Below are 24,681 nucleotides of genomic sequence, written 5' to 3'. Positions count from 1 at the left end.
AATTAGTCTAAGGGGATATTTTTATTAAGCATACATTCCTTCAATCAGAGCATTTAGTTTTTCTAAAACCACTCTTCTTTTAATTTTGAGGGTAGGGGTTATTTCGCCTTTTTCTATCGTAAATTCTTCTGGCAGAAGTTTGAATTTTTTAATCTTTTCGTAAGACGCAAATTCCTTTTGAATTTCTGATACTATTTTCTCGAATTTTTCTTTGATAAATGGAGACTCTAGAAGTTTTTTCTTTTCTTCTATAGTTAATGAAACATAATTTTTAAACTCCTGATATTTTTCAATCAAAGTTTCAAAATCCGGTACAATCACCGCAGAAACATAAGGCTTTCCTTCCGCAATTACCATGGCTTGGAGGATTTCGGGATGAGATTGTAAAGGGATTTCAATGCTCTGTGGTGCTATGTATTTACCATTAGAGGTTTTCATTAAATCTTTAATTCTGTCGGTAATGTATAAATTACCATTTTCGTCTATTCTGCCGGCATCACCTGTTCTGAAATAGCCATCTTCTGTAAAAACTTTGGCAGTTTCTTCTTCATTTTTATAGTAACCTTTCATTACACCACCATATTTTACCAAGATTTCGTCTTCAGCACCTATTTTTATTTCTACTCCTGGTAACGGGATTCCTACACTGCCATATACATAATTTTTGGTAGGTAGAGCAGTTACAGTAGCCGTAGTTTCGGTTAATCCGTATCCTACAATTACAGGTAAACCAATGGCAGCAAAGAATTCTGAAATTTCTTTTTTAAGCATGGCGCCGCCACAAGGCAAGAATTCTAGATTTCCGCCCAATTCATTTTTAATTTTTTTGAAAACCAAAGCATTAAAAAATTTATGCTGAAGGTTCAATCCAAAAGGAATTGAAGCACCTACTCTTTTTTTATCGGCAACTTTAGCACCTACTTCTAAAGCTTTTTTGAACAGTTTTTGTTTGGTTGGCGATGCTGCATCTATTTTTTTAACCAAAGTTTGATACACTTTTTCATAGAATCTAGGTACTGCACACATCGCATTGGGTTGTACTTGTTTTAAGGTGCTGAGAATATTTTTTGGGTCTTCTAAAATGGCAACTTCACCACCTTGAGAGAGTACGTATAAAGTCCAAGCTCTTTCGAAAATGTGGCTCAAAGGCAAGAAAGCCAATGATTTCATGGTATGCAAGTTTTCAAAACCAAAAAATTGATTGTGCGCACTTATTACATCTTTGAAACAACCGTGTGATAACATTACACCTTTTGGCGTACCTGTAGTTCCAGAAGTGTAAAGAATGGTTGCTAAATCATCATCAGAAATTTCTGCCATTTTTCTTTCGGTAGAGAAATTTTTGATAAAATCAGGGAAATAGGTAATATTTTCTGCTTCATCTTTTATGGTGTGAGAAGTGAAAATATGAAGTTTTCTGTTGAGGTGAGTTTCGGCACTTTTCAGAATTTCTAATTGAGGGGTATCACCCACCAAAATGTGTTGCATTTCGGTTTGTTTGATGATGTATTCTGTCTGTGCATAATTGTTAGTGGCATAAATAGGGATAGTAATGGCACCTAACATTTGCACTGCTACATCAAAAATCACCCAATCTTTAGAATTTTGAGAGAAAACGCCTACGCAATCTCCCTTTTTTACATCTAAAGTGTGAAGACCGTTAGCTGTTTGGCAGACCTTTTCCCAAAATTCTTTCCATGTCAAAACAATAAGATTTTCACCATCTTTATAGCTTATAGCATTTTTATTTGGAAGAATCTGCGCATTTTTTTGTAGCAGTTGTATTAATTTCATTTTTATGATAAATTTTTTATAATTACAATTTTCCAAATTTAATTAATTTATCATTCTAAAGGCAATTTTTTTTCTTTTTTTATTATTGTCTCAAAGTGTTAAAATATAGATTTTATAGTATGTATATCATAAAAGATTTATAATTTTATCCTAAATTAATCCTAAATAAAAATACATATGTTAACCTTTAATCCTAAAATGGTGTTTTGTACTCTGTTGATTTCTGTTGTAGGATTTTCCCAAGAAATTGTAAGACAGCCTGTTCAAAGTTATCAGACTAAAGAGTACCAATCCAAAAAAACAGTTTTCGTAAATTCTCTATTGTCTAAAATGACACTTGACGAAAAATTAGGACAACTTAATCTTCCCGGAGCTGGTGATATTACCACTGGTCAAGCCCAAAGTTCTGATATCGGTAAAAAAATTGAAGAAGGAAAAGTAGGAGGTCTTTTCAACATAAAAGGCGTTGAAAAAATCAGAGAAGTACAAAAAGTAGCGGTAGAAAAAAGCCGTCTCAAAATTCCTTTAATCTTTGGAATGGATGTTATACATGGTTACGAAACCAATTTCCCAATTCCATTAGGTTTAGCATCTTCTTTTGATACTAATTTAGTGCAGCAATCTGCAAAAATTGCGGCTAGTGAAGCTAGTGCAGATGGTATCAACTGGACTTTCTCACCAATGGTAGATATTTCTAGAGACCCTAGATGGGGAAGGGTAGCAGAAGGTGCTGGCGAAGACCCATATTTAGGTTCTGAAATGGCTAAAGCAATGGTTTTTGGTTATCAAGGAAAAGATTTATCACTTAAAAACACCATCTTGGCTTGTGTAAAACATTTTGCACTTTACGGAGCGCCAGAAGCTGGTAGAGATTACAATACCGTAGATATGAGCCACGTAAGAATGTATAATGAATACTTCCCTCCTTACAAAGCAGCAGTAGAAGCAGGTGTAGGTTCTGTGATGGCTTCTTTCAACGAAGTAGACGGAATTCCTGCTACTGGAAATAAATGGCTGATGACAGAAGTTCTTAGAAATCAATGGAAATTCAAAGGATTTGTTGTAACAGATTACACTGGTATCAACGAGATGATAGATCACGGAATGGGAGACTTACAACAAGTTTCTGCCTTGGCTATGAATGCAGGTGTAGATATGGATATGGTAGGAGAAGGTTTCCTTACCACACTTAAAAAATCTGTACAAGAGAAAAAAGTAGACATTAAACAGATAGATTTAGCAGTAAAAAGAATCTTAGAAGCGAAGTATGATTTAGGCCTTTTTGATGATCCTTATAAGTATTGTGATGTAAATAGAGCAAAAACCGAAGTTTTCAGTCAAGCAAACAGAGATATTGCAAGAAGTATTTCAGCGCAATCTATGGTTTTAATGAAAAATGCCAACGAAATTCTTCCTTTAAAATCTCAAAAAAATATCGCAGTTATTGGTCCGTTAGCAGACAATGCCGAAAATATGCCAGGTACATGGAGTGTAGCCGCTAAGCATAAAGATGCGGTTTCTCTTTTGTCAGGTCTTAAACAAACTTTTGGTAATTCTGTAAATTTTACTTATGCCAAAGGTGCTAATGTAGATTATGATCCTGTTTTTGAACAAAACGCTGCAATGTTTGGAAAAAACACTTATAGAGATTCTAGAAGCAAAGAAGAAATGCTAAAAGAAGCGGTAAACGTTGCCAATAAAGCAGATGTAATTCTTCTGGCAATAGGCGAAACTGCTGAAATGAGTGGTGAAGCAAGTTCTAGAACTAATATCTCTATTCCTCAATCTCAAAAAGATTTATTGATAGAATTGAAAAAAACGGGTAAACCAATTGTTTTGGTGTTATTTGCAGGTAGAGCTATGGAAATTAAAGAAGAAAGCGAATTGGCAGATGCTATTCTTAACGTTTGGTTCCCTGGTTCTGAAGCTGGATTTGCCATTTCTGATGTACTTTTTGGTAAAGTAAATCCGTCTGCTAAATTGCCGATGACTTTCCCTAGAAGCGTAGGTCAAGTTCCTATTTTCTATAATCATAAAAATACAGGAAGACCATTAGATGAAGCTAAAACAGAAAAATGTGAGTTCCAAAAATTTCGTTCTAATTATTTAGATGAATGTAATACACCGCTTTATCCGTTTGGTTATGGATTAAGCTACACGCAATTTGCTTACAATAATTTAAGTTTAAGTTCTAAGAATTTAAAAGGAAATCAAACTTTGAAAGTTTCCGTTGACCTAAAAAATACCGGCAAATACGATGGTGCTGAAATCGTACAATTGTACATTAGAGATATCGTAGGTAGCAATACCAGACCTGTAAAAGAACTGAAAGGTTTCCAAAAAGTATTCTTAAAAGCTGGTGAAACCAAAAAGGTTACTTTTAACATCACTCCAGAAGATCTTAAATTCTACGACAACAATCTTAAATACGATTGGGAATCTGGCGAATTTGAATTTTTTGTAGGCGGTGATTCGCAAAAGACTGTTTCTCAAAAAATTACATGGAATAAATAACTCTCAAAAAATGAGAACTTTTTTAATCGCATTGTTTTCTGTTGCGTTTTTTTCGGCGCAACAGAAGACTTACTGTAATCCTATCAATGTAGATTACGGCTATACCCCAATTCCTAATTTTGCAACTCAGGGAAAACACAGAGCTACAGCAGACCCTGTAATTGTGAATTTCAAAGGGAAATATTACCTTTTTAGCACCAATCAATGGGGGTATTGGTGGAGTGATGATATGTCTAACTGGAATTTTATTTCCAGAAAATTCTTAAAACCGACTGATGAGTTTCCTCAATTTCCTCCGGGAGCTTTCAGAATGCCAAATCAAATGCCAGACCCAAGTATTAAAATTTATGATGAACTCTGCGCACCTGCAGTTTTCGAAATGGAAGGTGAGTTGTATGTGATTGGTTCTACTCACGGTCCAGGTTTTTCTATTTGGAAATCTAAAAACCCTGAAAAAGATGATTGGCAAATTGCGGTAGAGCATTTCAAAGTAGGAGCTTGGGACCCCGCTTTTTTGTATGATAAAGATTTGAAAAAATTATTCTTGTATTGGGGTTCTAGTAATGAATTTCCTCTTTTAGGAACGGAAATTAATACCAAGACTTTACAATCTGAAGGTTATGTGAAGCCTTTGTTAGGCTTGCATCCTGAAGTTCACGGTTGGGAAAGATTTGGGGAGTATAATGACAATACCTTTTTGCCTCCATTTATAGAAGGCGCTTGGATGACGAAGCACAACAATAAATATTACCTACAATATGGCGCTCCTGGAACCGAGTTTTCTGGTTATGCAGATGGAGTTTATGTAAGCGAAAATCCTTTGGATGCTTTTTCTTATCAGCGACACAATCCGTTTTCGTATAAACCGGGTGGTTTTGCAAGAGGAGCGGGGCACGGTGCTACTTTCGAAGATAATTTCGGACAATATTGGCACGTTTCTACCGTGGTTTTGAGCCAAAAAAATAATTTTGAAAGAAGAATTGGAATTTGGCCAGCTGGTTTTGATCAAGATGATGTGATGTATTGCAATACAGCATATGGTGACTATCCTACCTATCTTCCGAATAAAAATGCAGACCACATCAAAGGTTTATTTACAGGTTGGATGTTGTTGAATTATAATAAACCTGTGAAAGTTTCTTCGACTTTGGGAAGTTTCCAACCGAATTTTGCGGTAGATGAAGATATTAAAACGTATTGGAGTGCAAAAACGGGCGATAAAAATGAATATTTACAAACAGATTTAGGCGAAAAATCTTTGGTGAAAGCCATTCAAATCAATTTTGCGGATCAAGATGCGGAGTTTTTGGGCAAGACTTTAGGCAAATCACATCAATATATGATCTACGCTTCTGATGATGAGAAAAATTGGAAAGTGGTAGTTGATAAATCTAAAAACACTAAAGATGTACCTCACGATTATATAGAAGTTGAAAAACCTTTCACTGCGAGGTATCTAAAAATTCAAAATTTAAAGATGCCAACTGGCAAATTTGCAATCAGTGGATTCAGAGTTTTCGGAAATGGTAATGGTGAGAACCCCAAAAAGGTAGAAAATTTTGTGGTTTTAAGGTCTAGCAAAGATAAAGTTGGCGAAAGAAGAAGCTCTTGGATGAAGTGGAAACAAAATGATTTAGCAGATGGATATGTGATTTATTTTGGTAAATCTCCAGATAAATTATACGGAAGTATTATGGTTTATGGTAAGAATGACTACTATTTTACGGGGATGGATGCTACAGATGCTTATTATTTTCAGATAGAAGCCTTTAATAATAATGGGGTATCAGAGAAAACAGATATAATGAAAATAGATTAGAATAAAATTTTATTGAAGTCTTAAATAGGAGAACAATAATCCTAAATTTTAATTCTTTTAATAAATTTTAACAGTTAATTAAAATAAAATTAATAATTTATTAACATTATCAAAATTAAATTGTATTTTTGAGACAATAAAAAATGCAAACAATTCATTTAACATAGTTGAGTTTAATTAAATTCAAAAAAAACATGAAAAACACACTAAAAGCGACAAGCATGATAGCCGTAATCTATTTGTTTACGGGGTATCAAGAATTAAGCGCGCAAGCAAAAAATGACTCTATCAAGGAGAAGCAGATTGAAGAAGTGGTAATGATTGGTTATGGTACAGCCAAAAAAGTTGACCTTACCAGTTCAGTTGCAACAATTAAATCTACAGAAATTGTAAAAACACCAGCGGGGCAAGCTGCTCAATCTTTACAAGGTAAGGTAGCTGGGGTACAGATTAGTTCTTTTGGCTCACCAGGTGAAGCTCCTAAAATTAACATCAGAGGGATTAAATCTTTGTATGGAGATAATCAACCTTTGTTTGTAGTAGACGGTATTTTTGTAGATAATATAGATTTCTTGAATTCTAATGACATTCAGGATTTTACAGTATTAAAAGATGCTTCTGCTTCTGCAATTTACGGGGTGAAAGCTGCTAATGGTGTAGTAGTTATTACTACAAAAGGAGGTAGTTACAACAGAAAAGCTAAGGTAAGTTATGATACCTATTTTGGGGTACAAAGCGCTTATAATGTAACTAAAATGGCTAATGCAGAGCAGTTTACTAATTTTGCTTTAGAGTCTGGTTCTGCTTCTGAAATAGCAAGTATCGAAAAAGCAATACAACGTTTTGGTAGAAGTAGAGTAAATCCTAATATTCCAGATGTAAATACGGATTGGTACAAAGAGACTCTTCGCTTGGCAGCAATTCAAAATCATAGTTTGTCTGTAGAAGGAGGTTCAGAAAAAATAGCTTATGCTTTAGGAGGAGACTTCTTTAAACAAGATGGTATCCTTAAAATGAAAAATAGTTTTGAGAGATTTAATGTAAGAGGTAAAATAGATGTAAAAGCCAAAGATTGGTTAACAGTAGGAAGCTCCATGATATTCAGTAGAAGTCAAAAATATGATGACGAGGTTTCTGCATGGAGACAGATCTATTACGCTGTTCCTATTTTGCCTGTTTATGATAATTCTTATACGGGTGCCTATCCTCATCCTTATGCAGATGCTATGGCTATTGGTTACAGAGACCATCAAAATCCATTTGCAACCATGGATAATTCTGATAGATTAGGAATTAGAACAAGAATGGTTATGAATGTATATGCAGATGTAAGTTTAATTCCTAAGGAATTAACCTTTAAATCTATGCTATCTTATAACAATAGACAAGATAATGAGCGTCTAATGTCATTGCCATATTTCTCTAACAGTGATTATGGTTTCCAAAGAACATTAGACCAATCTTCTATCACAAGAGGAAATTATACCAATGAAAACTATATTTGGGATAATACATTAACTTATAATAAAAAATTTGGTGACCATGACTTAACATTAATGGCGGGGGCGTCTTACAGAGATGATTATTATAGTATGAATAGTGTACAAGGATTTTTCTACGACGGAAGTCCATTTTCTAGAGATAGAGAACAGACATGGTACATTAGAAATACTGCTGTAGATGGAAGGATATCTGATGATTTTGGTACTCGCTATTATGGTACTTCTTATTTCGGAAGACTTTCTTATAAATTTAAAAATAGATACATAGCGTATGCTACTTTTAGAAATGAAGGCTCTAATAAATATGCAGAAAAATATGTAAACCTTCCTGCATTTGGGGTAAGCTGGGTAGCTTCTGAAGAATCATTCTTAAAAGATGCAAGTTGGCTTAATTTATTAAAATTCAGAGCAGGTTGGGGTAGATTAGCCAATGATGCTATACCTATCAATAGACCAAGTACTGCTTTAGCTGCCAATACTGTTTTTGATGATAACTTAGTATCAGGTTCAAGATTTTCAACTTACAAAGATGATTTAGGATGGGAATTTACTGAAGAAACCAACCTAGGTTTGTCTGGAGAATTTTTCAATAGAAGATTAACCTTAGAAGCTGATTATTTTATTAAAGATACTAAAAATCTTGCAATTACAGTGCTTCCGCTTGTAGGAACAGAATCTAGTCTTGCAAATGTAGGTAGTGTAAGAAATAAAGGTTATGAAATTAGTGTAGGTTGGAAATCTAAACTTAATGAAGATTGGGGATATTTCATCAATGGTAACTTTAGCCAGATTGACAATGAAGTTACCAGCCTAAATGGACAACCATTTCTAGACAGAGGTATGGCTGAATTTAGACAACGTCTTGTAGTAGGTCAACCAATGGATGTATTCTATGGTTGGGACATTGTAGGAGTTTATCAAACACAAGCTGAAGTAAATGCAGATGCTATGGCACAGTATGCAAACGCACAGTCTGCTGGAACAGTTAAGCCAGGTTACTTTAAATATAGAGATGTAAATGGTGATGGTATTTTAGATGCTAATGATAGAGTTTACTTAGGTTCACCAGTTCCTACTTACTACTATGGTGGTTCATTAGGAATGAATTATAAAAATTGGGACTTATCAGTTGCGTTCTATGGTCAAGGAGGAAATCTTGTCCTTAATAGAAACAGAGCTGAAGTATTTAGAACCACAGGTAGAAATGTAGATGCAGAATTAGCAATTAATCGTTGGCATGGTGAGGGAACTAGCAATGAGTTCACATCATCTGAAGGTTATAGAAATGGTTGGAACCAAAGAAACTCTAGATTTTTCCTAGAAAAAGGAGATTTCTTTAGAGTACAAAACGTACAGTTAGGTTATACATTAAAATCATCATCTCTACCAGAAATGAGATTTACTATAACTGCGGATAGACCATATCTTTGGAGCAGAAGTAATGTGCTAATGAATCCTGAGGTAGGATCTGATGGAGTAGACTATGAAGTTTATCCAACACCATCAGTATTCACTTTTGGGTATAGTATTAAGTTTTAAAAGTTAATAATTAAATCAAGAAAAAATGAAACGTTTAATAAATATAAAGTTTTTATTATTAGGTTTAGCCATTTCGCTCTTCAGTTGTACTGATAAACTAGACGAAGATTTAGAGCTAACCACCGGAGGTAGTGTAGATTATACAAGTGCTGAAGGAGCAAAAGGTACTTTAGTAGGTGCATATGCAAAATTTCAAGATATCGGTTGGGAGCAAATTCCACTAATCGCAGTAAGAGGAGATGATGTGAACTCAGGAGGTTTAGGAGATCAACAACCGTTCGCAGATACTGATAAATTTGTTTACGATAGCAACTATTGGATGTATAACTCTGTTTGGGAAAACTGGTATCAAACCATAGTACAAGTTACTGCTCAAATGGAAGAATTAGAAAAATTTAGAGCTGCAGGCGTAGATTCTAAATTAATTGATCAATATCAAGCAGAGTGTAAAACCCTTAGAGCTTTTTATTTGCTACAAATTTCTAAAGTTTGGGGTAAAGTTATTTTAATGGAAACTCTTGATCAAACCCAGCTGAAATTACAATCAAAAGATGAAATAATGCAGTGGATCTCGTCTCAAATGGATAGCGCTATTCCTAACCTTCCAGATATGAGACCTAATCAAAGAACTGATTTAAAAGGAGGCGTTACTAAGTATACAGCACTAGCAATTAAAGCAATGGCAAACTTAGAGCTTAAAAATTATCAAGGTGTTGCAGATGCTACAGGAGCTATTATCAACTCTAATAAATTTACGCTGTATTCAGATTTCTATCAATTATTTAAAATTCCAGGTAAACTTGCTGACGAAAACTTGTTAGAAATTCAATATTCAGATTTTGGTACAGGTTCTGGTACTAATATTAGTCACTTATGGGCTTTCTATGGTCCTACAGATTGGACTCCTGCAGTCACTGGTGCAAACGGTGGTTGGGGATTCTATGAACCAAGTTTAAAATACATCAAATTTATGCTGGCTAGAGGAGAAAAAACCAGATTAGAAACTAGTGTGTTATTCACAGACAGAGGAATCACAGAAATTAAAAAAGATCCTAATTTTGCTACTTTACCTTCTTGGGTTTCTAGTACTACCAAAGATGGAGACAAAATAAAAGATTATGCACGTGCTATGTTTGTAAGTGGAAAACACTATTTACCGTCTAAACAATTAACTCCTGGTAGATTAGATTACGGTACAAACAAAAACTACATAGTTACCAGATATGCAGAAATTTTATTAATGTATGCAGAAGCAGTAACTAGAGGAGCTAGTCCTACAGCAGGTACAGCAGTAGCAGCAGTGAATTTGGTAAGACAAAGAGCTGGTTTATCAGCATTGAGTTCTGTAACTGCAGACCAAGTAATGGACGAAAAATATGCTGAATTAGGTATGGAATGGGGAATTCGTTATTATGATATGGTGAGATTAGGTAATACTGCAGCACTAAGTTATGATGGTAGAACTTTTACTATGGAAAAACAATTCTTACCTTATCCATTAGCTCAAGTAGATAAAATTAATGCATTAAGTAAATAGTGTTAATTATTTAAATTTTAATTACAATGAAAAATATTTTAAATAGTATATTAGCCGGCATGCTTATAACTTTAGCATCTTGCTCAGATGGTTATATAGATGATATAACTCCGGTGCCGCAAGGAACTGATGCTTCAGCTCCTCAAATACAGATAACAAGTCCATCTGGGAACTTAACAATTCCTTTCACAGATACAAAAACTAATATCAAATTTGAATACAAGGTATCAGATGATATTGAGTTGGGTTCCATAGAAATTCTTTTAGATGGTGTAAAGCTAGGTACTTACAGCACTTTTAAAGATTATAGAGTATTTATTGATAGCTATGCATATAATAACCTAGGATTAGGTGACCATACATTTACTGTAAATGCAAAAGATTTAGCAGGAAAATCTAGTACAAAATCTGTTACATTCAATATAGATAATAAGTATACCCCTCTATTTGGAGAAAAAGTTTACATTCCGTTCTTTGGAGGTAATACTTTTACAGACATAGTTGCTGGAAAGGTTCCTACAGTTGTTGGAACACCTACAACAGTTGCTACTGGTTACACAGGAGCTACCTATCAAGGAGCTACAGACTCATATATTACTCTACCACTTTCAGGATTATATAGCGCTAATGGAATCAGCTTTACTTTTTGGTATAAAGTAAATGCTACACCTAATCGTTCAGGTATAATAGTTATTAATGATGACAATGACAATACTAATGATAACAGAACTAAAGGACTAAGATTGTTTAGAGAAGGAGGTGCAACTTCACAAACAGTGAAACTTAATGTAGGTACAGGTGCTGGGGAATCTTGGAATGACGGCGGTAATATTGCGGTTGATGGAAAATGGGTACACGTAGCAGTTACCGTTTCTCCTACAGATTCTAAAATCTATTTTAATGGAGTTTTACAAAGAACAGCAACATTTACTTCATTTGATTTTTCTACAAGTTCTACAATTACCATTGGTTCTGGTGCTCCTTCATTCACTTATTGGGATCATAAATCTGATTTAAGTTTAATAGATGAACTTAGAATTTATGATAAAGCTTTAACGGAAACCGAAGTTCAGAATACTATGAAATAATTATGTAATTCTTATAAGTTATGTGATTATATAATCTAATAAAACACTTTATGGTTCATTTGCCATAAAGTGTTTTTTATAAAAACAAATATTATGATAAATAATAAGTTAAAAGTACTATTGCTGTTAGCGATAATTTCAATCTTATCAGGTTGCTCGCGCTCTAGTGGAGATTGGACTTATCCCAATCCTACTCCAGTTGACCCACCCAAAACATACACAGACGCTGAAATTATTGAAATGACTCAGAAAGATGCTCTGAAATATTTTTGGGATTATGCACAATCTAATTCTAAATTGGCCAGAGAAAGATACCATACTGATAATACAAGTCAAGATGCAAATGTAGTCACCACAGGTGGTTCTGGTTTCGGACTGATGACTATTTTAGTGGGAATTAAAAATGGTTATGTAGCTAAAGCAGATGCTGTTTCTAGACTTACAACCGCTCTTAATTTTTTACAAAATGCCAACAGATTCCACGGGGCTTGGCCACATTGGATAGACGGAAATTCTGGTGCGGTAATTCCTTTTAGTACCAAAGATAATGGCGGTGATTTGGTAGAAACGGCATTTTTAGCACAAGGTTTAATTTGTGTAAGAGAATATTTTAAAAATTCTACTGACGCTACAGAATTGGCTTTATCTAAAAAAGCAGACGACCTTTGGAAAGGAATCGAGTGGAATTGGTACACCCAAGGTCAAAACGTTTTGTATTGGCATTGGTCTCCTAATTATGATTTTCAAATGAATATGCAGTTGAGAGGTTTTGATGAAACATTAATCACTTATGTTTTAGCAGCAGCTTCACCTAATTATTCTATTGATAAAGCTGTTTATACCCAAGGTTGGGCTAGAAGTGGCGCAATAAAATCTACAGGCACTCAATACGGAATTCCTTTGGTGGTTAATCATAACGGAGCTAGCGGAACGGTTGGGCCTATGTTTTGGTCACACTATTCATTCTTAGGTTTAGATCCTAGAGGGCTTACAGATGATTATGTAAATTATGGTGATGCAGTAGTAAATCACTCTAAAATAATGTACCAATATTGTTTGACAAATCCAAAAGGATGGCAAGGTTATAATTCTAAAAGCTGGGGACTTACTGCTAGTTATAGTAGAAACTCAGACGGAACTAGTGGCTATGCTGCCCATCAGCCCAATAATGATTTAGGTATTATTTCTCCTACAGCTGCCATTTCAGACATGCCTTACACTCCTACAGAAAGTATGAATTTTTTAAGATTTTTATACAACGAAAACTACAGTAAATATATAGGAGTTGCTGGTCCTTATGATGCATATTCTATTCATTATAATTGGGTAATTCCTAGATATTTGGCAATTGACCAAGGAACTATTGCTCCTATGATCGAAAATCATAAAAACCAATTCCTTTGGAATTTATTTATGAACGCTCCAGATGTTAAAGCAGGACTTATTAAGTTAGGTTTTCACTCTACACAATACGGATTTTAAATCATAAAGTTTAAAAATGAAAAAAACAGTAATATTTGCATTGTTAAGTTTTGTTTTGGCTTCTTGCCAATCCAATAAAGTGCAAAAAGAAACTAAGACCATCACTCCTATCTCTCAATGGTCAGACAATCAATTGATGGATAAAGTTCAGAGTGATGCGCTTAAATATTTTTGGGAATATGCTGAGCCTAATTCTCTTCTTGGAAGAGAGCGCTACCACGAAGACAATATTTATCCAGACAATGATAAGCATGTAGTAACAACGGGAGGTTCTGGTTTTGGATTAGCAACTATCTTAGTAGGCGTAGAACGTGGTTTTATTCCTAGAAAAGAAGCGGTGAAAAGACTAACCACCATGATGAATTTCTTAGAAAAAGCAGACCGCTTTCACGGAGCTTGGAGTCATTGGATTAATGGCGAAACAGGCAAAGTAGTTCCATTTGGCAAAAAAGACAATGGCGGAGATTTAGTAGAAAGCGCATTTCTTACTTCAGGAATTTTAATGGTTCGCGAATATTTCAAAGACGGAAATGCCGAAGAAAAAGCCCTTGCCAAAAAATGCGACGAACTTTGGAAAGGCATAGAATGGAATTGGTACACCAAAGACGGACAAAAAGTTCTCTATTGGCATTGGTCTCCTAATTACGGTTGGGAAATGAATTTTCCGCTCGAAGGTTATAATGAATGTCTAATTACTTACATTTTGGCAGCTTCTTCGCCTACACATTCTATAGACGCAGAAACTTTTTACAAAGGCTGGACCAGAAACGGAACGTATCTTACTGATAAAACCAAATACGGACTTCCACTTTACGTAAAACACAATTATTCCGAAGAATATGGCGGGCCATTATTCTGGGCGCATTATTCTTACATTGGCTTAGACCCTAGAGGTTTGAGCGATAAACTCATCAAAAATTATTTTGATTTGAATAAAAATCAAGTGCTTATTGATTACAAATATTGCGTAGAAAATCCTAAAAAATGGAACGGTTACGGAGAAAATTATTGGGGACTTACCGCCAGCTATACCAGAAATGATGATGGCAGTGTAGGCTACACCGCACATCAACCAACAGAAGATAGAGGTGTGATTACGCCCACTGCTGCGTTGAGTAGTTTTCCGTATTCCCCAAAAGAATCTATGGATTTTTTGAGATTTATTTACACTCAAAAACCACAGTTTATAGGCAGTGCAGGCCCTTTTGATGCTACTTCAATTCATTATAACAATTGGTTTACGCCTCGATATTTGGCCATAGACCAAGGCACCATTGCACCAATGATAGAAAATTACAGAACAGGATTTTTGTGGAAACTGTTTATGAACGCACCAGAAATTAAAGCTGGTCTTAAAAAATTGGATTTCAAATCAGAAAAATACAACATCAAATAGTTTTAGGAGCTATTTCCCGCTTTCCGCTCATACTCCTCACGCCAAGGCTCAGCCCAAGGCTTGTTGCGGGGTAACCGCTGCAATCGGGGCTATGAAACGATTATTGCTAAATTGAGATTCAAGCCAAGTTTAATTCAAGAAAATTTAATAAAATGAAATATTTATTTTTACTACTTCTTCCATTCCTATACAATGCACAAGAAGTAAAAGCTGAATTCAAAAAAGAAATAAAAGTAGAGAAAAACATCTCTTACGTTTTAGATTATCCTCAGAATGTAAAAGGCAAAGTTCCGCTCATTGTATTTCTTCATGGCTCTGGCGAGAGAGGAAACAATCTAGAAATGGTAAAAGCACACAGCCCATTTACGTATAAAAATTTAATCAAAGAACCAGTGGCTATTCTTGCGCCTCAATGCCCAGAAAATACTTGGTGGGATACGCAAGCCATTTATTTTTTGATTCAAGAAATTGTACAGAAATACAAAATAGACGCATCTAGAATTTACCTTACAGGTTTATCTATGGGAGGTTGGGGCACTCTTAAACTAGCAGGTGAGCATCCCGAAATGTTTGCTGCTGTAGCATCTGTTTGCGCACCTACTGATAGAGTAATGTTGGCCAATATTCACAATTATAAAGAGATGAACCTCAAAATCTACCACGGCGGAATGGATGATGTGGTTTTGCCAGAAAATGCATTTAATTTTTGGATGCAAGTTCACCCCATTAATCCCAAAGCAGAATTAATTATCTTCCCGAATGATAATCACAATTCTTGGGATTCTACTTATTCTAATCCTGCTTTTTATGAGTGGATGCTTTCGCTTAAAAAATAGAAAATATCATAGAAAAAATAGAAAATCAAAACCTTCTGAACATTCGGAAGGTTTTGATTTTCTTATTAATAGATAAATGAGTAATTTTGCTTTTTAACAAAATTTTAATAAATGATTTTTTTCTTAAAAGGAATTGTTCAAGAGCTTACCCCTACTTATGCGATATTAGATGTAAACGGTGTAGGATATTATGTTGGGATTAGCCTTCAAACTTCTAATAAATTAACTTTGGGTAAAGAAACGTTCATTTTTACTCAACAAATTATCAGAGAAGATGCACATCTGCTTTTCGGGTTTCATACCAAAGAAGAAAAAGAAATGTTTAATCTGCTCATTTCTGTAAATGGCGTAGGAGCTGTTTCGGCGCTTATTCTGCTCTCTTCATTAGATTTAAAAGACATTGCCCACGCTATCCTCAATAAAAACAGTGCTTTATTACAAAAAGTAAAAGGGGTGGGGGCTAAAACTGCCGAGAGAATTATTGTAGATTTAAAAGATAAAGTATTGAAATTCGGGACTTCTGATGAAAATATTTCTGCGTTTGTAGATAATAAAGTGAGAGAAGAATCGTTATCTGCTTTAGAAGTTTTGGGCATTTCGAGAAAAATGTGTGAGAAAATTGCCGATAGAATTCTAAAACAAAATCCAGACATCCAAACCGAAGATTTGGTGAAACAGATTTTAAAAAATTTATAACTATAAAAAACACAAGTGAAGAACAATTTTCCACTATTCAATCATAACTATTTCATATTCTTTTTTATGTGTTTTTCGGCAATGGTTTTTGCACAACAAAAGCCTGCTGATACCGCCAATATATCCATTAGGAAAGATTATTCTCTACCTAATCCTACCAAATACGAACCATTTTATGACATTAAAACAGGAATGTATTATCTCTATCCAAAAATAGGGAATACGGTAGTAGGAGCGCCAATTGTTTTATCACCCAAAGAATATTCAGACTATTTTCTTAATAAACAACTTACCAATTATTACCAAAAAAAATTAGCTGGAACCAACCTCTACAAAGAAGATAAGAAGGAAGCCGAAAAGAAAGGCTTGATTCCTGCAATTATGGTAAGAAATAAAATTTTCGAAACTATTTTTGGTAGCAATAAAATCGAAATTATCCCGAACGGTTTTGCCAGTTTTGATTTGGGAGGTTTGTATCAAAAAATTGATAATCCATTAATCTTACCTCAGAATAGAACCAATTTTGCCATTAATATTCAGCAAAGAATACAGTTAGGATTAACTGGAAAAGTAGGGGAAAATCTTCAGCTAAAAGCCAATTATGATACCCAAAGTGGTTTCGCTTTTGAGAATAGAATGAATCTCGTTTGGCAAGCCAAAGGCACTTGGAAAGATCTACAAAATAAAGCACTAGGCGAAGTTAAAGATTTCAATAAAGGTGGCGAAGACAAAATCATAAAAAGAGTAGAATTTGGTAATGTCAACATGCCGCTTTCTACTAATTTAATCAGAGGTTCTGAGTCTCTTTTTGGTCTTAAAACCGAGTTTCAATTGGGGAAAACGTATGGTACCGTAGTTTTTTCTCAGCAACAAGGCGAAGCCAGAAATGTAGTAGTACAAGGTGGTGGCGTAATGCAAACTTTTAAAGTAAATGCTATAGATTATGAAGACAACCAGCATTATTTTTTAGGTCAATATTTCTTAAACAATTATGATGGGGCTTTACTCAATTATCCTCTTATTAATTCTAGAATATCAATCATGAGATTAGAAGTTTGGGTATTGAATCAAGGTGCTGGTAATCTTCAAGAACAAAAAAATATATTAGGAATTAGAGATTTAGGTGAAGGCTCATCTGGTACACCAGACAACTCTCAAAGTGGAGTGTATTCTGCAATTTCATCACTCCCGAATGTGAGGGTAGATCCATACAATGCCGTAAACGGAAATAGTTTGCCAACCGTAAGTGGCAATACTCCTTACCAAGCTGGTGAGCATTTTGTGTTTCATAGCAGAGCAAAAAGATTAAATGCATCTGAATATAATTTTAATCCTCAGTTGGGTTACATTTCCCTTAATCAAAGGCTAAATGATGAGCAATTGTTGGCCGTTTCATTTTCTTACACCCTTTCGGGAGATAGTAAAGTATATAAAGTGGGAGAGTTTTCTGAAGAAAGTCCTGTAATAATTACCAAACTTTTAAAACCAAACGTTTTAGTAAAAACATCATCTCCTATGTGGAACTTGATGATGAAAAACGTGTATTCTCTCAATGCCAATCAAATAGATCCTCAAAATTTTTTACTGAATGTTTTATACAAAGACCCTCAGAATGGAAAAGTAAATTACTTGCCAGGAACATCAGTTTCGGATATTAATTTATTGAAATTACTGAATTGGGATAGGTTAAATGTGAATAATGACAGCCAACAAAACGGAAACGGAACTACTGGCGATGGATTATTTGATTTTGTGCCTGGTATTACTGCTGATGCACAAAACGGAAGGGTGATTTTTACCAAAGCACAACCTTTTGGTAGTTATTTACAAAGTGTTTTGGGAAGTAACAATCCTCAATTTGTTTTTGAAGATTTATACACTCAGCAGAAACAAGTGGCCTCTCAAAATAATTTGGCTTTAAGATATAGTTTAGAAGGTCGATACAAAGGTGCACAGGGAACGGGTATTTCTCTAGGTGCCATCAATGTTCCCAAAGGTTCTGTAAAAGTAACCGCTAATGGCGTTTTGCTTACAGAAGGTGTAGACTATACCGTAGATTATATGCTAGGGCAAGTAACCATTATTAACGAAATGGTAAAACAATCTGGGCAAGCCATTAATGTAAGCTTAGAAAACCAATTGACCTTCAATACCCAGCGTAAAACTTTTATGGGACTGAATTTAGAGAGAAAATTCAGCGATAACTTAACTGCAGGAATCTCTGTAATTAATTACTCTGAAAGACCTCTTACTCAAAAAGTGCAAATGGGACAAGAATCTGTTAACAATACAATGGCTGGTTTCAATTTAATGTACAACAATCAGTCGCAGTTTTTAACCAGAATAACAGATAAAATTCCTTTTGTAAATACAGAAGCGCCTTCAAATATTAATTTTAAAATGGAAGGAGCTTATCTCATTCCAGGGCAAAATAAAGGGATAAATGACCAGTCTTACATAGATGATTTCGAACAAAGTGCATCTAAAATTTCCCTAAAAGAGCCTGCAATGTGGTCTCTTGCTTCTAAACCAGAAAATAGTAATGACCCAATTTTTGGAAATAGCAATCCAAATGATATTAATAATGGTAACGGAAGAGGTTTACTTTCTTGGTATACCATAGACCCAAGATTCTACGGTGTAGGAGGTAAAGCACCGAATGGAATTAATGCAGATGCCCTCTCTAATCACGCCTCTAGAAGAGTGCAAATGTCTGAACTATTCAATAACAGAGATTTTGTAGCGGGTGAACAACTTTTTTCTAATACTTTTGATATTACTTATTACCCTAAAGAAAGAGGGCCATACAATTTTAATCAATTAAATGAAGCTGCCAATCAAAGATGGGCGGGACTTATGAGAGCTATTTCTGTTTCTAATTTTGTCAACTCAAATATAGAATATGTAGAATTTTGGATGATGGACCCCTATGCAGATGGAAAACCTATTGGTACTAATCCAAGACTATTATTGCAATTAGGAAACGTTTCTGAAGATATCTTAAAAGATGGTAAATTACAATACGAAAATGGTCTACCTATACCTAATATACCTGCCAAAACTTCTACCACCAACCTAGGGGTGCAACCTGAGCAATTTCCGGTTTTGTATGCTTTCTCTACAGAAAACGAAGAAAGAACTGCACAAGATGTAGGTTTTGATGGTTTAGATGACGATGCTGAGGTTACCAAATTCGGGACTAATTTTATCAATCCAGTGACCAATGCACCAGACCCAGCTTCGGATAATTTCATGTTTTATCTTTCAGACCAGTTCCAAGGTGCTTTGGCTTCTTCATTGCAAGAAAGATATCGATATTTCAGAAATCCAGATGGTAACTCTAAATCAAATTCTCTGGAGGTGGCATCACAAACTCCAGATGCAGAAGATGTAAATAAAGATTTGAATTTAGACCAAACAGAAAACTATAATCAGTATAATATTAGTTTATTACAGTCAGATTTAGCAGTTGGTAGAAATAATATCGTTGATATGAAGGAAGTCACCGTCAAATTCCAAAACGGACAAACTTCTAAAAACAAATGGTACTTATTCAGAATTCCTGTAGCTAATTATGATTATTCTACTGAAACCAACGCAACAGACGCAGCACAGATTCTTAATAATGTGCGTTTTTCTAGATTAATGCTTGCAGGCTTTGACAATACTTCTACCATTCGTTTCGGGACTTTTGATTTGGTAAGAAGTGATTGGAGAAAATACACCAAACAAGTATTTTCTAATTCAGTTCCTGGTACTTCTGAAGGAGTAGGTACTGTAGATAATGCAGATTTTGAAGTGGGAAGCGTAAATATAGAAGAAAACGCATTAGGAAAACCACCTTATGTTTTGCCTCCGGGAATTGATAGACAAGTACTGAGTGGTAATGCAGGAGCACAAAGACAAAATGAAGCTTCTCTCTATTTAAGAGCTAAAGATTTCAAAAACGAGGCCAGAGGAGTTTTCAAAAATGTGGCTTTGGACATGAGAAGATTCCAAAACCTAGAATTGTTTGTACACGCTGAAGATATGAAAAACAATATGTCTTCTGTAGTAGACAAAGACGCTAAATTCTTCATCCGTTTTGGTAGTGATGCTACAGATAATTACTACGAATACGAATCTTCTTTGAAGTATACCAATGCTACTTCTACTTCACCATTAGATATTTGGCCAACTGAAAATACAGTTAATCTTGCCGTTCAGAATTTTGTAGATGCTAAACTGAGAAAAGATGAATCTGGAGTACCTATTGATACTCGTTATGAAGATACAGTTTATGGTGATGCAGATAAAAAAATATATGTAAAAGGTAGACCAAGTCTAGGAAACGTTTCTACCATAATGATTGGGGTGAGAAATAATTCAGCATCTTCTAAAGATGTAGTGCTTTGGGTAAACGAAATTAGACTTTCTGGTATAGAAAATAAAGGAGGTTATGCAGGTACTGCTAGTTTGAATTTTAATTTAGGAGATTTTGCTGTTGTGAATGCTTCTGGGGCTTACTCTACTATTGGTTTCGGGAATATCAATCAAAAACCATCAGAAAGAGCGCAGACCACCAATTCTGCTTTCGGAATTACCACTACGGTCAATGTAGATAAGTTTCTTCCAGAGAAAATAGGTCTTAAAATTCCAGTCAACTATTCATATTCACAAACTACTGAAGACCCTAAATACAATCCTCTGAACGATGATGTAGAATTCAGTAAAGATCCTAAGAAAGATGAATTGAAAAAAGTTGCCAGAACTTTTACTCAACAAAGAAGTTTAGGGGTTCTGAATATGAGAAAAGAAAGAACCAACCCTAATAAAAAGCCAAAATTCTATGATGTAGAAAACATCTCTATCACAGCGGTGTATAATGATGATTTTTACAGAGATATATATACCAAAACCAATTTCAGACAATATCTGAGAGGTAATATAGATTATAATTTTAACTTTAAACCTTGGGTGTTGAGACCATTTAATAAAATGGTAAGTGACACTGCCAAATCTTACAAATATCTAAGATGGGCGAAGGAAGTAAATTTCAATCTCATTCCAACTAGAATTTCTTTCCGTACAGAATTAGATAGAAACTACAACGAGTTAGAATTTAGAAATATTGATGCATTATTAAACGGAAATTCTAGTCAAGATTTTGATGTGATTAGAAATAGAAATTTCTTCTTCGGTTGGCAATATAATTTACAGTTTGCACTTACCAAATCTCTGAAATTAGACATTTCTTCTGCTACCAGAACGCTTAATGATAATCTTAATGTTAATTCTTTTTCCAGATCTTCCATTTTCGAAAATCCTTTCAGAGCAGGTAGGCCAGTATTGTACAATCATAAAATTCAATTGAATTATAAATTTCCATTTGAATACTTACCATATTTAGATTTCTTAACTGCTGAGGTAGGTTATGGCACGCAGTACAATTGGAGTGCACGGTCTACAGTTCTTACAGCTAATCCGTCAGATAATCTTGGGAATATGGCGCAGAATACCAATAATATCAATGCTACAGGTAGTGCAGATTTTACTTCTTTCTTTAATAAATTTAATTATTTCAAAAAAGTAAACGAAGTAATGTCAAAAAGAAGAGCAGAAATAGATTCTCTTAATAATGCCTATACACAACTTTATGCTAAAAAAGGTAACAAAAAGAATTTCAAAAGTTATACATTTAAAAATAGATTGAAACCATTGCAAGCATTTGCCTACGCACTTACTTCAATCAAACAAGTAGATTTTAATTACACCGAAAACAATGGTACTGTTCTTCCAGGCATTTTATCATCTCCTAATTTTTATGGATATGGGCAAGGAATAGGTGGTCCTACTATAGGATTTTTACTAGGTTCACAATCAGATATCAGACGATATGCTATAGAGAACAGTTGGATTTCTAGCTCAGATTTAATGACCGACGCTTATTCTCAACTTACCAACCAAACTTTTAATGGAAACATTCAAATTCAACCAATTAATGATTTTAGAATAGATGTAAGTTTTACTAGAAATTATGCTAGAAATTTAATTCACAATAACTTTAATAAATTTGTGAACTCTAATAATGATTTCTCTTTTGCTAGCGAACTGATAACTTTTACCAATTCTAATATTATCTTTGGAACCAGTTTTACTAATGGTGCAGATATTTATAACACAATTATAGAGAATACCAAAGTTATTTCACAGTCATTTGGTGGTGTAATTGGACCAGATGGTTATGCCGAAGGTTATAGTAAGTCGAATGCTTATGTTTTGGTGCCAGCTTTCCAAGCAGCAATAGAAGGTAAAACAGCTACTAAAAATGATCCTACCAAATCTAAATTCCCAATGCCAAACTGGAAAGTAGTCTATTCTGGGCTTAAAAATATTCCTTTTATCAATAGCAAGTTTTCTAAGTTTGATGTTTTGCACGCTTATACCTCTACTTATACAGCTACAGGTATTCAGAGAAGTGTAGACTATTATAATTACCAGACCAATTCTATTAGTGACCCATCTTTGACAGGGAAAGATGCAAACGGAGATTTTTACAATCCATATACATTTACAACTATAGGTTATGTAGAAGAGTTTTCACCACTTGTAGGTGCAGATGTTACCATGAGAAACAATATGCAATTCAAATTTGCCTATAACAGAAGCAGATTATACACCCTAGGTTTAGTAAATACTACACTTACCGAAGATCTAGGTTCAGAATATGTAGTCGGTTTTGGTTACATTCTTAAAGATTTAAAACTAAAAGTAAGATTCAAAGGAAAAGAGAAAAATCTAAAAAGTGACCTTAATATAAGAGCTGACTTCTCTCTTAGAGATAATCAGACCAGAATTAGCAATTTCCTTTTAGATGATTCACAAATCACAGGAGGTCAAAAATTATTCAGTCTTAAGCTAACTGCAGATTATAATATTTCGCAAAATTTTAATCTAAGGTTTTTCTATGACCAGATGATGACCAAGTACAAAATCTCTACAGCATTTCCACTTTCAACCATCAGAGCGGGGCTTACTGCTACATTCAACTTCGGAGGTGGTCAAGGTTTTTAAAAATTACACTATATATATAGTATAGAACCGGCACTCTGTCGGTTCTTTTTTATTAATAAATCTTTATTTTGCAACTTTATCAAAATTCCGTAATTTTGGAAAATAATAAAATTTAAAATGAACACACCAGCAGAACTTAAGTACACCAAAGATCACGAATGGATTAAAATCGAAAATAATGTAGCTACTATTGGTATCACAGACTTCGCACAAGGAGAGTTAGGAGATATCGTTTTTGTAGATGTAGATTCTCTAGATGATGAATTAAGTGCAGGAGACGTTTTCGGAAGTGTAGAAGCAGTAAAAACTGTATCTGACCTTTATTTACCAGTTACTGGTAAAGTAATAGAATTTAACGAAGCTCTAGAAGATGAACCAGAACTAGTAAATACAGACCCTTACGGAAAAGGCTGGATTATAAAACTAGAAATTTCAGCAGACGCAGATCAATCAGAGCTACTTACAGCTGAACAATACCAAGAACTCATTGGCTAAAATCTCAAAAATATTCAAAATAGTATTGCCCATTTATTGGGCAATTCTTACATATATGCTCCTTAAACCAGGCGTGGAAAACCAAGAGTACTGGTTTATGTTTTCCGGAATTGATAAAATATTGCATCTTTCCATTTTTGCATTCTTAGGTTTTTCTTATAAATCAGCATTTCCAAAAACCAATCTTTCCATATATATATATATAATGCTAATCTATGCATTCCTTACAGAAATTCTACAAGACGAAATGCATCTCGGCAGAAGTATGGAAAATCTAGACATCTTAGCAGACACCATAGGGGTACTTGTAGGGTATTATGTTTTCAAGAAAATAAAAAGACTATTATAATAGCCATTTCATTTTTTCAAGTTCAAAAAATATATTTTCACTATTTTATTAATATAGCTGATTCAATCATTTACAAAATCCCACCTGATTAGAAAAGTCTGTTGGGAATTTTCTACCACAAATCATATCTAAATCTTATTTTTATTAGGGCAGCTCATCCGCCCTCCGTTCCCGCTTCCCAAATCCCGAGCAAAAACCAGCGCCATTTTGGGAGAGCTCCACTCAGGTCGGGCTGCAACTACCCGCTCAAATTTAATTTTCATCACAAAAAGACATAAGCTTTACATAAGAAAACATCTTAACTAAAGTTTTTTTTATTTCCATTCCAAAGAAATTTCCAAAAACTCCCATAAAAACGCTTGGATTTATAATGTGCTTCAACAAAAAAAAAGAAAACCCCAACCCCTAATTTTATTAATATGACAATATAAAAGATTTTTCAGGTGGTATTTTTGAAAAATGTTCAAAAATAAAGGCAAAAAAATACGAAATTTTTCTCTCTAAAAACCAGAGCATTAAGATAAATAAAGAGATAAAACACAAAAAATCTTTCAAAAGATTTGGATTGAAAGGTAAAAAGG

Annotated in this window: 13 protein-coding genes; 12 read left to right on the top strand and 1 reads right to left on the bottom strand. The window is 34.4% G+C overall.

Annotation, left to right across the window (positions count from 1 at the left end; all coding sequences use genetic code 11):
• Positions 1-24: 24 nt before the first annotated feature.
• Positions 25-1,794 carry an AMP-dependent synthetase/ligase gene (locus tag IEW40_RS04020; RefSeq protein WP_188616811.1) on the bottom strand — a complete coding sequence of 590 codons (1,770 nt, stop codon included), beginning with the start codon at positions 1,792-1,794 and terminating at the stop codon, positions 25-27.
• A 177-nt stretch (positions 1,795-1,971) separates the two neighbouring features.
• Here IEW40_RS04020 and bglX point away from each other — a divergent pair, with 177 nt between their 5' ends.
• From bglX to IEW40_RS03960, 12 genes are all read left to right on the top strand, one after another.
• Positions 1,972-4,308 (top strand): beta-glucosidase BglX, encoded by a 2,337-nt coding sequence (gene bglX, locus IEW40_RS04015; protein WP_229663374.1) that lies wholly within the window; start codon positions 1,972-1,974, stop codon positions 4,306-4,308.
• 10 nt (positions 4,309-4,318) lie between these two features.
• The gene (locus tag IEW40_RS04010) at positions 4,319-6,127 is read left to right on the top strand and encodes a discoidin domain-containing protein (protein ID WP_188616810.1); all 1,809 of its coding nucleotides are present in this window, start codon (positions 4,319-4,321) and stop codon (positions 6,125-6,127) included.
• Positions 6,128-6,321: 194 nt separating this feature from the next.
• Positions 6,322-9,168 carry a SusC/RagA family TonB-linked outer membrane protein gene (locus IEW40_RS04005; RefSeq protein ID WP_188616809.1) on the top strand — a complete coding sequence of 949 codons (2,847 nt, stop codon included), beginning with the start codon at positions 6,322-6,324 and terminating at the stop codon, positions 9,166-9,168.
• 25 nt (positions 9,169-9,193) lie between these two features.
• Positions 9,194-10,705, top strand: a complete 1,512-nt coding sequence (locus IEW40_RS04000; protein WP_188616808.1) for a RagB/SusD family nutrient uptake outer membrane protein — start codon at positions 9,194-9,196, stop codon at positions 10,703-10,705.
• 26 nt (positions 10,706-10,731) lie between these two features.
• Positions 10,732-11,793: a LamG domain-containing protein gene (locus IEW40_RS03995; RefSeq protein WP_188616807.1), complete on the top strand. Its 1,062-nt coding sequence runs from the start codon at positions 10,732-10,734 to the stop codon at positions 11,791-11,793.
• Between the two features lie 93 nt (positions 11,794-11,886).
• Positions 11,887-13,275, top strand: a complete 1,389-nt coding sequence (locus IEW40_RS03990; RefSeq protein ID WP_188616806.1) for a glucoamylase family protein — start codon at positions 11,887-11,889, stop codon at positions 13,273-13,275.
• A gap of 16 nt (positions 13,276-13,291) precedes the next feature.
• The gene (locus tag IEW40_RS03985) at positions 13,292-14,671 is read left to right on the top strand and encodes a glucoamylase family protein (protein WP_188616805.1); all 1,380 of its coding nucleotides are present in this window, start codon (positions 13,292-13,294) and stop codon (positions 14,669-14,671) included.
• A gap of 152 nt (positions 14,672-14,823) precedes the next feature.
• Complete coding sequence (locus IEW40_RS03980; RefSeq protein ID WP_188616804.1) at positions 14,824-15,507, top strand: carboxylesterase family protein; 684 nt, start codon at positions 14,824-14,826, stop codon at positions 15,505-15,507.
• Positions 15,508-15,618: 111 nt separating this feature from the next.
• Positions 15,619-16,203: a Holliday junction branch migration protein RuvA gene (ruvA, locus tag IEW40_RS03975; protein WP_188616803.1), complete on the top strand. Its 585-nt coding sequence runs from the start codon at positions 15,619-15,621 to the stop codon at positions 16,201-16,203.
• A 66-nt stretch (positions 16,204-16,269) separates the two neighbouring features.
• Complete coding sequence (sov, locus tag IEW40_RS03970) at positions 16,270-23,256, top strand: T9SS outer membrane translocon Sov/SprA (protein WP_188617474.1); 6,987 nt, start codon at positions 16,270-16,272, stop codon at positions 23,254-23,256.
• Positions 23,257-23,373: 117 nt separating this feature from the next.
• Positions 23,374-23,751, top strand: a complete 378-nt coding sequence (gene gcvH, locus IEW40_RS03965; RefSeq protein WP_188616802.1) for a glycine cleavage system protein GcvH — start codon at positions 23,374-23,376, stop codon at positions 23,749-23,751.
• Between the two features lie 55 nt (positions 23,752-23,806).
• A complete protein-coding gene (locus tag IEW40_RS03960; protein ID WP_505625219.1) occupies positions 23,807-24,100 on the top strand; it encodes a VanZ family protein in 294 nt (97 codons plus the stop codon).
• The last annotated feature ends 581 nt before the right edge of the window (positions 24,101-24,681 follow it).

This window comes from Cloacibacterium rupense (assembly GCF_014645495.1).
Classification (GTDB): domain Bacteria; phylum Bacteroidota; class Bacteroidia; order Flavobacteriales; family Weeksellaceae; genus Cloacibacterium; species Cloacibacterium rupense.
The sequence above is the reverse complement of the archived record's forward strand: the minus strand, read 5'-3'. Positions and strand labels throughout refer to the sequence as shown.

What these genes read in the sequence shown, in the direction of transcription:
- IEW40_RS04020 (WP_188616811.1), bottom strand. Translation starts at nt 1,794, where the DNA reads ATGAAATTAATACAACTGCTACAAAAAAATGCGCAGATTCTTCCAAAT.
- bglX (WP_229663374.1), top strand. Translation starts at nt 1,972, where the DNA reads ATGTTAACCTTTAATCCTAAAATGGTGTTTTGTACTCTGTTGATTTCT.
- IEW40_RS04010 (WP_188616810.1), top strand. Translation starts at nt 4,319, where the DNA reads ATGAGAACTTTTTTAATCGCATTGTTTTCTGTTGCGTTTTTTTCGGCG.
- IEW40_RS04005 (WP_188616809.1), top strand. Translation starts at nt 6,322, where the DNA reads ATGAAAAACACACTAAAAGCGACAAGCATGATAGCCGTAATCTATTTG.
- IEW40_RS04000 (WP_188616808.1), top strand. Translation starts at nt 9,194, where the DNA reads ATGAAACGTTTAATAAATATAAAGTTTTTATTATTAGGTTTAGCCATT.
- IEW40_RS03995 (WP_188616807.1), top strand. Translation starts at nt 10,732, where the DNA reads ATGAAAAATATTTTAAATAGTATATTAGCCGGCATGCTTATAACTTTA.
- IEW40_RS03990 (WP_188616806.1), top strand. Translation starts at nt 11,887, where the DNA reads ATGATAAATAATAAGTTAAAAGTACTATTGCTGTTAGCGATAATTTCA.
- IEW40_RS03985 (WP_188616805.1), top strand. Translation starts at nt 13,292, where the DNA reads ATGAAAAAAACAGTAATATTTGCATTGTTAAGTTTTGTTTTGGCTTCT.
- IEW40_RS03980 (WP_188616804.1), top strand. Translation starts at nt 14,824, where the DNA reads ATGAAATATTTATTTTTACTACTTCTTCCATTCCTATACAATGCACAA.
- ruvA (WP_188616803.1), top strand. Translation starts at nt 15,619, where the DNA reads ATGATTTTTTTCTTAAAAGGAATTGTTCAAGAGCTTACCCCTACTTAT.
- sov (WP_188617474.1), top strand. Translation starts at nt 16,270, where the DNA reads ATGTGTTTTTCGGCAATGGTTTTTGCACAACAAAAGCCTGCTGATACC.
- gcvH (WP_188616802.1), top strand. Translation starts at nt 23,374, where the DNA reads ATGAACACACCAGCAGAACTTAAGTACACCAAAGATCACGAATGGATT.
- IEW40_RS03960 (WP_505625219.1), top strand. Translation starts at nt 23,807, where the DNA reads ATGCTCCTTAAACCAGGCGTGGAAAACCAAGAGTACTGGTTTATGTTT.